Here is an 11,279-nt window from a genome sequence, read left to right on the forward strand (position 1 = left end):
CCCGCGATCCCTTTAGGAGTGAGCCTGCTCGCGATTGGCGGTAGTCGCTTAAGCGCTGACCTTGAGCCCAACGAGTCCGCTAATGATCAACGCCACACTCGCCAACCGCACCAGCGCCATGGATTCGCCAAACAGAATGATCCCGGCGATCACCGTGCCCACGGCGCCGACCCCGGTCCAGATTGCATAGGCCGTACCCAGCGGCAATTCCTTCATTGCAAGGCCGAGCAAGCCAAGGCTGATCGCCATGGCCGCAACGGTCAACACAGTGGGGAGCGGGCGGGTGAAGCCGTCGGTGTACTTGAGGCCGACGGCCCAGCCCACTTCGAACAGGCCGGCGAAAAACAGAATGATCCAGGACATGAAGACCTCCATCGTCTGACGGGGTCGTCCCCTGATTAATGACTCGATCGAGCCGCGAGGTCGTCCTCGCGATGGGCAATAGAGTGCCCAGCATTAACCCGGGGATCAAGTTTTTGAATCAGTCAGTCGCCTGCTGTGCAGCCATTTCCCGATCCTGTTTCTCGCTCATGCGGCGGAAATACGTGGAGAGCAATGCCCCGGAAATGTTGTGCCAGACACTGAACAGTGCACTTGGCACTGCCGCCAGCGGTGAGAAGTGTGCGCTCGCCAACGCGGCACCCAACCCGGAATTCTGCATGCCGACTTCCAGGGCCAGGGACTTGCGCTGGGCCAGAGGCAGCTTGAACAGGCGCCCGGTGAAGTAACCCAGCAGGTAGCCGAAGCTGTTGTGCAGCATGACCACGGCCATGATCAACAGGCCGGACTCTGCGATCTTCGCCTGGCTGGCGGCGACGACTGCGGTGACGATGATCACGATGCTGACCACCGATACCAGCGGCAACACGTCCACGGCGTGGCGAACCTTGTCGCCGAGCACCCGTTGGGCAACCACGCCCAGCACGATCGGCAACAGCACCACCTGCAGGATCGACCAGAACAACTCCATGAACGACACCGGCAACCAGGCCGAGGCCAGCAGCCAGATCAGCGCCGGCGTCAGCAGCGGGGCGAGGAGGGTGGTGACGGCGGCGATGGCTACCGACAGCGCCAGGTCGCCACGGGCCAGCCAGGTCATCACGTTCGATGAGGTGCCGCTCGGGCAGCAGCCGACCAGAATCACGCCGACGGCGATTTCCGGTGGCAAGTGGAACGCCTGGCAAAGCAACCACGCCACGCCGGGCATGATCACGAAATGGGCAACCACGCCCAAGGCCACGCGCCATGGATGGCGAGCGACTTCGGCGAAGTCTTCGAGTTTGAGGGTCAGGCCCATGCCGAACATCACCAGCCCCAGCAAGGGCACGATGGCGCCCCTGAGGCCGAGGAACCACGCCGGCTGCAGAAACGCCACGACAGCGAAAATCAGTACCCAGTAAGCGAAGGTGTTGCCGACAAAACGACTCAATGCAGCCAGTGCGCGCATGGCTTGATCCTTTTTTATAAGTAGCATCACTAAACCAATGTAGGAGCGAGCCTGCTCGCGATTGCGGACTGACATTCAACAATGATGCTGACTGACATTCCGCTATCGCGAGCAGGCTCGCTCCTACAATTTGGACATCGCCAGGGTTTAGATGCCCTGCGGAGTCTCTTCGCCGCCCAGCGCTTCAACCAGCGCCGGCAGGAAGTCGCCGAAGGTCAGCATCATCAGGGTGAAGCTGGCGTCCAGTTGGCCCAGGGCTTCGTCGCCGCCGTCCTGTTCGGCCTGGTCTTGCAGCAGGTCTTCGAACTTCAGGCGCTTGACCACCATTTTGTCGTCGAGGACGAACGACAGTTTGTCCTGCCAGGCCAGGGACAGTTGAGTGACCACTTTGCCGGTGCTCAGGTGCAACTGGATTTCTTCGCTGGTCAGGTCCTGGCGCTTGCAACGCACGATGCCACCGTCTTCGTGGGTGTCGCGCAGTTCGCACTCGTCCAGCACAAAGAAATCGTCCGCGGCTTTCTGGGTGGTAACCCACTCAGTCATGGTTGCGGTCGGGGACATCTTCACGGTCAGCGGGCGCACCGGCAGGGTGCCGATCACTTCACGCAGGGTCGACAGCAAGTCTTCGGCGCGTTTCGGGCTGGCCGAGTTGACCAGAATCAGGCCCTGTTTCGGCGCGATGGCGGCGAAGGTCGACGAGCGACGGATAAAGGCGCGGGGCAGGAAGGCCTGGATGATTTCATCCTTGATCTGATCGCGTTCCTTCTTATAGACCTTGCGCATTTGCTCGGCTTCGATCTCTTCGACCTTTTCCTTGACCGCGTCACGCACGACGCTGCCCGGCAAAATACGTTCTTCCTTGCGCGCGGACACCAGCAGGAAGTCACCGCTGACGTGCACCAGTGGCGCATCTTCGCCTTTGCCGAACGGCGCGACGAAACCGTAGGTGGTCAACTCCTGGCTTGCACATGGGCGCGCCAGTTTGGTGGCCAGTGCAGTTTCCAACGCCTCGGCATCAACAGGCAGATCTTGGGTCAGGCGATAGATAAGCAGGTTTTTGAACCACATGGGGTGAGTCTCTCCTTTATACAAAGGGGGGCATTATTGTCTTCGCCGTGCCATAGGCCAACCTTTCTCTAAGCCTTTGGAAGGGCTCGGAAAATTATTTTAAAAAGTGCTTGCCAGAGGTTGGGTCGCTCCGTAGAATGCGCGCCACACCGAAGCGAAGGGTGATTAGCTCAGCTGGGAGAGCGTCTGCCTTACAAGCAGAATGTCGGCGGTTCGATCCCGTCATCACCCACCATTCGTTTTCAGTGTTACGCGCAGCGGTAGTTCAGTCGGTTAGAATACCGGCCTGTCACGCCGGGGGTCGCGGGTTCGAGTCCCGTCCGCTGCGCCATATTCGGTAACCTGGAACACTGAACGCCAGGTCACCACGGGAAAGCCCGCTTAGGCGGGCTTTTTTCTGCCTAAAGTTTGACTGTTGTTCCTGTGGGTTGCATCGTTTCACCGGGTTTTTAGATTTTTTGAAAAAAACTTCAAATAAATCAACACTTTATAAAAACCTGTGGCATAATGTGCCCCGCAACGAAGGTAAAGGGTGATTAGCTCAGCTGGGAGAGCGTCTGCCTTACAAGCAGAATGTCGGCGGTTCGATCCCGTCATCACCCACCACTTACTTTCAACGCTACGCGCAGCGGTAGTTCAGTCGGTTAGAATACCGGCCTGTCACGCCGGGGGTCGCGGGTTCGAGTCCCGTCCGCTGCGCCATATTCGGTAACCTGGAACACTGAACGCCAGGTCACCACAGAAAGCCCGCCTTGTGCGGGCTTTTTGCTGTCCGGGATTTGGCTTTCCTCGCTCTGTGTAGGAGCGAGCTTGCTCGCGAAGGTCGTGAACGATAACGCGTAAATTCAGGTGCCCAGTGGCGGCCATGAGTTTTTCGCGAGCAGGCTCGCTCCTACAGTTCGGCATTGCGGGCGTGCCGGTAGTCACTGACGGCTTCGTAGACGGCCTTGCGCAGGCGATTGATCCCGCCGATGGGGCGGTGCGCCTCGACGCCAAACCAGGGATTGAACGACTGGTTGTCGCATTGCAGGTTCAGCGCCGGTGTATCGAAGTCCTGCGCCGGCACTTTGATTCGCGCCACTGTCTCGAAGGGCGCATCGCTTTCACGCCACTCAATGCTGGTGTCTTCAATCGGCATGTACTTGTTGGCGTTCTGTCGCTGGATTTGCAAGGCGAAACACGCCGGCACACGGTCAGTCGACAGCTGTTGGTTCAGCGCATTGCGCAGAAAGTTCGGCAGCTTGCGATTCTGTTCCGGCAGGTAGTAGGCCGGGCAGCTATCCGGATCGGGCATGACCCGGAACTTCGCATTGGCTTCACCGAACTTGTAGGGTGAAACCGAAAAATACGTCGTCTGGGTCGGGCTCGACGGGGCGGGGGCCAGTGTCGCCAGGGCAATGAACAGGTGGCGAACCTGCCACGTGCGTGGATCCCGGCCGGGGAAGAAGGCCATCATCTTTTTACCGTCGGCCTGGGCGGCGACGTTCTGACGGTATTCGGCGACATTACTGACAAAGAAGTTCGGGTGGCTGAACATCACAAAGTCCTGTTCGCTTCGCCCCTGCTGATCGCTCAACAGTTGCTTGCCCGGCACATCGAACAGTTTGATCGCCATGCCCCGGGCATCGCGGATGCTGTCGAACTGCGGGTAGGCATTGCCGTTGGACAGCCGCATCGTCGCTTGCCAGGTTTTGCCCGGCTCGCTGAACACGCCCTGGCGCAGTTCGCCTGGCAATTCCGGCAGCACCTGAACTTCGGCCTTCACACAGCCGTGGGCCTTGGCATGGGCGTCGCGCAAATAGCGGGTGCTTTCACGGTGCTGATCGACGATGCGCACGGCGGTCTGGATGATGTCCCGGGTCATCGCGGCTTCGTTGTCCGCAATCAACTCCTGCGTCGAGACCGGCCCGCGCTGCTGCCAGGCAAACCAGGCGCTGGCCAGGGCCCAGCCAAGCACGCCGAGACCCAGTAACCACAGCAACAGCTTGCCGAGAAAGGCGCCCAGGCGCAGCCAAAGTGTAATCAGCATGGGAAAGTCCTTTTGACTGAGGTGGTGGTCATGGCAATTGCGCTTCCAGCGGGCCGCCCAGCACTTTCAGGTATTCCAGCAGGGCCCAGCGTTCTTGCGGCTGCAACCCGCGGCCGATTACACCATTGCCGAGTTTGCCGGCGCGGAATTCATGGCCACTGTTGTGGTTGCCGGTGATTCGCGTATCGAACAGAAATCCGTTGGTAAAGGCTTCGGTGCGATAGCCCAGGTGTCCCGGGTCGTATTCGAACGTGCCTTTATAGAACGTGGTCGCACGCTCATCCTGAGGCGACAGCAATTGATAAAGGCTCGGCACCGAACCGTTGTGCAGGAACGGCGGTGTCGCCCATACACCCGCCAATGGCCTGGCCTTGTACGAACGCAACTCGCGCACACCGATTGGCAGGCCGAAACCGTCCATTAAAGGACGCTCAGCAGGGGTGACATTGGCGTCTTGATACGCGCGGTCCCGGACAAATGCGGTGACGTAGGCCAGCCCCTTGGCCACGGACATCTTGCTCAGGTCCAGTGGTTCGTCGGGTTTTGGCTCGACATCGAGTTTTTCCAGTTCCGCCTGCTTCCATTGCAGCGCTGTCAGGTCGAAGCGGTGGTCAGCGATGTTGTTGGCCGCGCCGGGGTCGGTGCCGATGTAATCCACCGGGAGCATTTTCAGGTGCTGAACGTATCGCCCCTCGCCCTGGGTGGTGCGCGGTACATGACAACCTGCGCAGTTTTCGGCGAACAAGGCGCGCCCCTTGGCTGCCAGGGGTTTGTCGACCGCGCCCAACAGTTCTTCCGGCCAGGCTGGAGGCGCGAGTCGTTGCAGGGTTTGTTCGATCAGGTGCAGATCGCGCACGCGGACACTGGAGGGATAGCGGGCATCGCCCGTCAGCGGCTGGCCGTTCTTGTCGAAGAAGTTCAGCGTGGCACCGACGCCCAGCGCCTCGCCGATGTTGCGGGCCATCGGTTGTTTTGCCGAGCCGTTCCACTGCACCCATTCGAACGTCCACATGTCCCACAACTGCGGATAATCGACCGGGGCATTGGCTACGCGGTAGTTGTCGGGGGATATCGCATCACCGAAGCTGGCATTGGCGATGCGCCCGAAGGCGTCTGTGCGCCCCGGGCCTTCCTCGGTCGGATAGAGCCCGCGATGGGTGTCGTTCCAGGCCACCTTGAGGAAGGTGTCCAGTGAAGATTTGAAATCTTTGCGCAACTGTTGGTGGCGCGTCTCGTAGTCCTGACCGAGCACGTTGCGTGCGAAGCGTTCGAATTTCCACGGGTTGTAGTAAGTGGAGGCGAGGCTGGCCACCAGGGCCTGTCCGAAACTGCCCCCTTTGAGCGTAGGAACACTGGACGGCAGCACATGCTGCGCCGAGCCGCCGTCGATACGCACGGCCTGGCCCTTGAAACGCAGTTCACCGGTGTGACAGGCCGCGCAGGTGATATCCAGAAACACATCCGGGCTCCCCGCGTTCTGGTGCCGGGTAAAGCCTGCGGGGAGGTTGCCAGGGTTGTTCGGTATCGGTTTCTGGCCGGGGTCCACCAGGAAACCGAAGCGGGCGAGGTATTCGGGGGCGGCGAATCGTTGTTGCGAGAAGGGCAGTTCGAGGGCGGTGAACCAGTCGTAGCGCAAGCCTTTGACCTGAGTGCCCTGGGGGGTGAGGTAATAGGTCTCGCGATCGGCGGCGCTCCATTGCTCCAGGTAATGCACCTGTTGTGCAGGCGACCAGGCCGGCAGCTTCGGGTTGGCGACGTAGTAAAGCACCACGGCCATGATCAGCCCGAGCAGTACTGTGATGAGAACCAGCAAGCGAAGGAAGAGGCGCAAGATAAACGTCCTTGTCGAATGATCATGCCGTTATGCCCGAGTACCCAGGATGCGGCAAGAGGCCATTACGCCAGATGTTGTAGGTTCAGGAATCGGCCTGCGTCGGATCAAGATGAAAGAAGCTTCATCAGCCGAATTGTGAAAAGCGTTTAAACACCTGAACTTATCAATTGTTTCCAGCTCTCATGCCGGTAGCCATTGGTCGTGGCGGCCTGATAAGCTCGCGGCTTTACTCGATTGCCCTTTAGGCGCATGAACAAGGAAATAGCATGAAACAGCATCGGTTGGCGGCGGCGGTAGCCCTGGTTGGCCTGGTACTCGCGGGTTGTGACTCGCAGACCAGCGTAGAGCTGAAAACTCCGGCGCAAAAAGCTTCCTACGGCATTGGTCTGAACATGGGCAAGAGCCTGGCTCAGGAAGGCATGGATGACCTGGATTCCAAGGCTGTAGCCCAGGGCATCGAAGACGCCGTCGGCAAGAAAGAGCAGAAGCTCAAAGACGAAGAACTGGTCGAGGCGTTCGCCGCACTGCAAAAGCGTGCCGAAGAACGCATGGCCAAGATGAGCGAAGAGTCGGCAGCCGCCGGCAAGAAATTCCTCGAAGAAAATGGCAAGAAGCCTGGCGTGACCACCACCGCTTCGGGCTTGCAGTACGAAGTCGTGCAGAAAGCCGATGGCCCTCAGCCAAAGCCGACTGACGTAGTGACCGTTCACTACACCGGCAAGCTGACCAACGGCACCGTATTCGACAGTTCCGTCGAGCGTGGCAGCCCGATCGATCTGCCGGTCAGCGGTGTGATCCCGGGTTGGGTCGAAGGCCTGCAACTGATGCACGTTGGCGAGAAGTACAAGCTGTACATTCCTGCTGACCTGGCTTACGGCGCTCAAAGCCCAAGCCCGGCGATTCCAGCCAACTCGGTGCTGGTATTCGACCTGGAACTGCTGGCCATCAAGGATCCGGCAAAAGAAGACGCCGCTGCCAAGTAACCAGCGCCTGCTTCGATAACAACGCCTCGCTCATGCGGGGCGTTGTTGCATCTGGCGTTCGGCGGGGGTAAACAAAACGAACAGACGCTCTAGGCCGGAGTCTTAGGCATAGTGGTGTTGGCGGTAGTCGCACAAGGCCGCCAAGTCAATGAAATTATGGGTTTTTTTTGATGAGTAAAAAACGCCCGATCTGAACGCAGACCTTGTAAAACGGGGCTTACAGCGATGAAAAGCAGCTCTGTTCACAAGGTTATCCACAATTTGTGTGGATAACATTTCAACGGGAGGAATGATGAAAGCACCCTGGAGTTTCGCTCGTTTCCTGCCACTGGCCGGACGCCTGTTGGCACGCGGTCGATTGCCGACCCTGTTGTTCGCGGTCGCCAGTAAAGTTGCAAGCCAGGGCAACCGGTTGGGCAAGCTCAAGGATGACTTGCGCCTGATGCAGGCACTCTGCCTGGCCTACTGGCGTGGTGAGTATCGCGCCATCAGCCCCAGGGCGCTGGTTTCGGTGGTTGCGGGCCTGATGTATTTCCTCAGTCCGGTGGATGCGATCCTGGATTTCATTCCAGTATTTGGCATGCTCGATGACATCGCGGTACTGGCATGGCTGATGAAAGTGCTCGACGACGAGCTCAATGCCTTCCGCGCCTGGCGCAAACGGCAAGTGCCGGAGAAGCTCGCGGTGGTTGAGCGTCTGCCTGATACCCCCGAGCAACTTCAACTTCAAGGCCCGAAAAAACACTGAGTCGATTTTGACCTGTTCACAGATTGATGTCCCCCGCGACCTTGGCCGCTGTTAGGATTACACTTCTAGGGAAAAGTGCTGACTCGCTAAGTGTTGTTGTCCTACGGGGTAGTGATGGATATTCAGATAATTACACGCGAAGGCGAGCCCGAATATGCGGTTCTGCCATGGGCTCAGTATCAGGCGTTACTGAAAGCAGCGGGTATCAAGGAGCAAGCGTCACCTCAAGCTGCAAAGCTTCAGGCGGCAACACCAGACGCGATTCTTCCGGGTCTGGATCAACTACGCAGTTTGCGTGAGGGGAAGGGCATCGCCATCGAGGCGTTGGCCCGCACGGTAGGCATCAGCCCGTCTTACCTGGCCATGATCGAAAGTGGCGAGCGTCTGCCCGACGCCGCGATTCGTCGCAGCCTGGCCTGGGAATTGACGGTGCCTGGGTGGAGGGATGAATCGTGAGCGTACGCATCAGTCGTCAACACTGGGACGGATTGTTGGGCGAACTGGATCAGGCGCGTCGCCAGCGCCATCTGTTGACGTATCGGGCATTGCTGGAGCGTTTGCAGCTGCCGACCCCGGCCATGCAGACCCTGACCGCGGCCCTTGAGCATCTGGCGGCCCTGGACGCCAGGGCGGAGCAGCCATTGCGCAGTTCGCTGGTGATCAGTCAGGGCGCCAGCCGCTTGCCGCGCACCGGGTTCTTTGAATGTGTCGAGCGTCTCGGGCGTTTTTCCGGGCCGTCGGACGGCGTTGCCGCCGCGTCCTGGCATGCTTCGGAAGTGGTGCGGGTGTTCGAGTACGAATACCCGGAATCGGCGGAGGCCTGAGTGTTCTTGCAACTCAAGGCGCGGGTCGGTTACTGGCTCGCGCGCCGATTGTTTCACTGGTCATGGTTTGTCCGTCAGCCTCGGGGCTGGCACTGGCTCGAAGGCCAGTTCGCCCGCATGGCCAGCCTCGGCGATGTCGGCGCCCAGAGCTTCTATGGGCACATCCTGGCGTTTCGCGGCGTCGGCCTCGGTGCTCGTGAGGAGGGCGTGCGTTTGTTGCGCCTGGCGGCCTTGGCGGGCGATGGCAAGGCGGCGTATCAAGTGGGCGTGATCAGTTTGGCCGGGACGGCGAGCAAGGCTCCGGATCCGGTTGAGGCCGCGCGGTTCTGGGAGATTGCGTTGAAGGCCGGGCATCCGTTGGCGTCGATCAAGCTCGAAGAGCTGAAGTCTTCCTCGGCGCCTCGCTGATTGGACTGTTGCCGAAAAGCTCCCTTATCGATGCCCGGAAACGAGCAGCTCTTCAACCGTCGACACTACCCGGCTATCAATCACATGCACGCTATGGCCCTGCACATTCTTGGCATGGTGCTTGGCCTGTGATGCCATCTCGGCCAACTGGCTCGCATCGAGTTGTTCACAGGCCTGTGGATGCAAATGCACAACGCCGATCGACAGTGACAACAACGCAAACTCCTGGCGCTGTCCCTGGCGATTCGGTGCGATGAAGCAGCCGGCTTCCAGGTGTTCGCTGCGGTAGAAGCGCCGGCACTGACTCTGGAAGTCGCCCTGCAACTGGTTCAAACGTTTGCGCCAGTCTTCCGGGCCAAGCACCAGCAGGAAATCATCGCCGCCGATGTGTCCGACGAAGTCGCGGGACGGGTCGACGCGGTCGTTCAGGCATTGCGCCAGGCACAGCAGGACTTCGTCGCCGCGACCATAGCCGTAGATGTCGTTGAAGGGCTTGAAACTATCGATGTCCACGTAGCAGATCACCGATTCCCGTCGCTGTTGCAGCAGCCGCGTCAGGCATTGCTGGATCGGCACGTTGCCCGGTAGCAAGGTCAGCGGGTTGGCGTAGCGGGCCTGCTGGATCTTGAGTTCCGTGATCAGCTTGAGTACGTCGATCACCCGGCCCAACCCCAGATAACCGCCGTTGAGGGTGATGATGAAATCTTCTTCGATGCGCTGTCGGGCGCGGCTGGTGATCAGGCGACTGACCTGTTGCAACGACTGGCTCAGCTCGACAGCGAGGAAGTCATCGTTCATCAGGCGGCTGATGGGCTTGCGCGCGAACAGGTCGGTGGCAAAGGGCTTGAGCAGGGCGTCGGAGAGTGAATGACGATGGACAATGCCGCAGGGCTGACCCTGTTCATCCAGGACCGCCAGCGAGTTCAGGTTGGCCTGGCGGCGAAAGGCTTCGAGCACTGTGGCGGTCGGGGTGTCGCGGTTCACCGCGGGTAGTTCGTTAAGCAGGGCGCTGAGGTCGCTGCCGTCTTCGCTCAGTACGACGGCGGTGCTGTCCTGGCGGGGCATCAATGCCCGGGCATCCCGGGGTGGGTGTTCCTGGGGGCGGCAGAGCAGATAGCCCTGCACCAGGTCCACGCCCATTTCGGTCAGCACCGCGAGTTCTTCGGGGAGTTCGATACCTTCGGCGATGACTTGCGCCCGGGAGGCTTTGGCGATTTGCAGGATCGAGCCGACGAACTCGCGCTTGAGCGCATCCTGATGAATGCCATCAATGAAATGCCGGTCGATTTTCACGTAATCGGGCCGCAGCTCGGACCACAGGCGCAAACTCGAATAGCCCGCTCCCAGATCATCCAGCGCAATCGAAAACCCCATCGCCCGATAGTGATGCAGGGCGGTTTGCAGCAGCTGGAAATCGTCCGTCGGAGTCTGTTCCGTGAGCTCGATGACCACCTGGCTCGGCGCAATGCCGAAGTCCTGCAGCAATTGCAGGGTGCGCCCCGGTTGATGGGCCGCTTCGAGCAGGGACTCCGGGGACACGTTAAGGAACAACAGGCCAGGCAGTTGTTGCTCATTGAAGCGTCGGCAAGCGCTTTCGCGGCAGGCAATTTCCAGCTCGCTCAGGCGTCCGGCCTGGCGGGCGACGGCGAACAGGGCGATAGGGGAGTGCAGAGGGCTGTTGGAGGGGCCGCGACTGAGGGCTTCGTAACCGAGGATGCGTCGCTCAGAGAGGCTGATGATCGGTTGGAACAGACTGTGTAAACCGCTTTGACTCAGGATCGAGTTCAAGGCGCTCAGCTGTTCGGTTGTGGTCATGGCGATCTCTGGCAATAAAAAAAGGACCGGGCGTGCCCTTGGTAAAAAGAGCACGCCCGGTCCTTTATTTCACGACAGAATGATGACTGTTTGATGACGCTACAGGGCCGTCAGCATTAAATT

At 59.7% G+C, this 11,279-nt stretch carries 11 protein-coding genes and 4 tRNA genes; 9 read left to right on the forward strand and 6 right to left on the reverse strand.

Annotated features, from left to right (window positions below):
- Positions 1 to 48 precede the first annotated feature (48 nt).
- The 3 genes from sugE to rdgC all read right to left on the reverse strand — a co-directional run bounded on the left by sugE (position 49) and on the right by rdgC (position 2,515).
- A complete protein-coding gene (gene sugE, locus BSF44_RS21390) occupies positions 49 to 363 on the reverse strand; it encodes a quaternary ammonium compound efflux SMR transporter SugE (RefSeq protein WP_007977599.1) in 315 nt (104 codons plus the stop codon).
- A gap of 118 nt (positions 364 to 481) precedes the next feature.
- Entirely contained in the window at positions 482 to 1,447 is a 966-nt protein-coding gene (locus BSF44_RS21395) for a bile acid:sodium symporter family protein (RefSeq protein ID WP_095945199.1), read from the reverse strand.
- A gap of 147 nt (positions 1,448 to 1,594) precedes the next feature.
- Positions 1,595 to 2,515, reverse strand: coding sequence for a recombination-associated protein RdgC (gene rdgC, locus BSF44_RS21400; protein ID WP_007969735.1), 921 nt, complete (start codon positions 2,513 to 2,515; stop codon positions 1,595 to 1,597).
- A 159-nt stretch (positions 2,516 to 2,674) separates the two neighbouring features.
- Between rdgC and BSF44_RS21405 the strand changes: the two genes are divergently transcribed.
- From BSF44_RS21405 to BSF44_RS21420, 4 genes are all read left to right on the forward strand, one after another.
- Positions 2,675 to 2,750, forward strand: a tRNA-Val gene (locus BSF44_RS21405).
- A gap of 19 nt (positions 2,751 to 2,769) precedes the next feature.
- A tRNA-Asp gene (locus BSF44_RS21410) sits at positions 2,770 to 2,846 on the forward strand.
- A gap of 199 nt (positions 2,847 to 3,045) precedes the next feature.
- Positions 3,046 to 3,121: transfer RNA gene (locus BSF44_RS21415), tRNA-Val, on the forward strand.
- Positions 3,122 to 3,140: 19 nt separating this feature from the next.
- A tRNA-Asp gene (locus tag BSF44_RS21420) sits at positions 3,141 to 3,217 on the forward strand.
- Positions 3,218 to 3,407: 190 nt separating this feature from the next.
- Here the strand turns inward: BSF44_RS21420 and BSF44_RS21425 are convergent.
- Complete coding sequence (locus tag BSF44_RS21425) at positions 3,408 to 4,544, reverse strand: catalase family protein (RefSeq protein ID WP_095945200.1); 1,137 nt, start codon at positions 4,542 to 4,544, stop codon at positions 3,408 to 3,410.
- A gap of 28 nt (positions 4,545 to 4,572) precedes the next feature.
- Entirely contained in the window at positions 4,573 to 6,375 is a 1,803-nt protein-coding gene (locus BSF44_RS21430; protein ID WP_095945201.1) for a di-heme-cytochrome C peroxidase, read from the reverse strand.
- Between the two features lie 269 nt (positions 6,376 to 6,644).
- Between BSF44_RS21430 and BSF44_RS21435 the strand changes: the two genes are divergently transcribed.
- The 5 genes from BSF44_RS21435 to BSF44_RS21455 all read left to right on the forward strand — a co-directional run bounded on the left by BSF44_RS21435 (position 6,645) and on the right by BSF44_RS21455 (position 9,341).
- Complete coding sequence (locus BSF44_RS21435; RefSeq protein ID WP_007974985.1) at positions 6,645 to 7,361, forward strand: FKBP-type peptidyl-prolyl cis-trans isomerase; 717 nt, start codon at positions 6,645 to 6,647, stop codon at positions 7,359 to 7,361.
- A 292-nt stretch (positions 7,362 to 7,653) separates the two neighbouring features.
- Entirely contained in the window at positions 7,654 to 8,109 is a 456-nt protein-coding gene (locus BSF44_RS21440) for a YkvA family protein (RefSeq protein ID WP_095945202.1), read from the forward strand.
- A gap of 114 nt (positions 8,110 to 8,223) precedes the next feature.
- A complete protein-coding gene (locus BSF44_RS21445; RefSeq protein WP_095945247.1) occupies positions 8,224 to 8,565 on the forward strand; it encodes a helix-turn-helix transcriptional regulator in 342 nt (113 codons plus the stop codon).
- Positions 8,562 to 8,933 carry a hypothetical protein gene (locus BSF44_RS21450; protein WP_007898892.1) on the forward strand — a complete coding sequence of 124 codons (372 nt, stop codon included), beginning with the start codon at positions 8,562 to 8,564 and terminating at the stop codon, positions 8,931 to 8,933. The genes BSF44_RS21445 and BSF44_RS21450 overlap by 4 nt, the downstream gene beginning before the upstream one ends.
- Entirely contained in the window at positions 8,934 to 9,341 is a 408-nt protein-coding gene (locus BSF44_RS21455; RefSeq protein ID WP_095945203.1) for a hypothetical protein, read from the forward strand. It begins immediately after the preceding gene.
- Positions 9,342 to 9,365: 24 nt separating this feature from the next.
- On the opposite strand, the gene BSF44_RS21460 is transcribed toward BSF44_RS21455, so the two are convergent.
- Positions 9,366 to 11,156 carry a bifunctional diguanylate cyclase/phosphodiesterase gene (locus BSF44_RS21460; protein ID WP_095945204.1) on the reverse strand — a complete coding sequence of 597 codons (1,791 nt, stop codon included), beginning with the start codon at positions 11,154 to 11,156 and terminating at the stop codon, positions 9,366 to 9,368.
- Positions 11,157 to 11,279: the final 123 nt, after the last annotated feature.

The organism is Pseudomonas sp. ACN8, assembly GCF_002303925.1.
Classification (GTDB): Bacteria; Pseudomonadota; Gammaproteobacteria; order Pseudomonadales; family Pseudomonadaceae; genus Aquipseudomonas.

Excerpts from the sequence above, each read along its gene's own strand:
- sugE (WP_007977599.1), bottom strand. The coding sequence starts at position 363 with ATGTCCTGGATCATTCTGTTTTTCGCCGGCCTGTTCGAAGTGGGCTGG.
- BSF44_RS21395 (WP_095945199.1), bottom strand. The coding sequence starts at position 1,447 with ATGCGCGCACTGGCTGCATTGAGTCGTTTTGTCGGCAACACCTTCGCT.
- rdgC (WP_007969735.1), bottom strand. The coding sequence starts at position 2,515 with ATGTGGTTCAAAAACCTGCTTATCTATCGCCTGACCCAAGATCTGCCT.
- BSF44_RS21425 (WP_095945200.1), bottom strand. The coding sequence starts at position 4,544 with ATGCTGATTACACTTTGGCTGCGCCTGGGCGCCTTTCTCGGCAAGCTG.
- BSF44_RS21435 (WP_007974985.1), top strand. The coding sequence starts at position 6,645 with ATGAAACAGCATCGGTTGGCGGCGGCGGTAGCCCTGGTTGGCCTGGTA.
- BSF44_RS21440 (WP_095945202.1), top strand. The coding sequence starts at position 7,654 with ATGAAAGCACCCTGGAGTTTCGCTCGTTTCCTGCCACTGGCCGGACGC.
- BSF44_RS21445 (WP_095945247.1), top strand. The coding sequence starts at position 8,224 with ATGGATATTCAGATAATTACACGCGAAGGCGAGCCCGAATATGCGGTT.
- BSF44_RS21460 (WP_095945204.1), bottom strand. The coding sequence starts at position 11,156 with ATGACCACAACCGAACAGCTGAGCGCCTTGAACTCGATCCTGAGTCAA.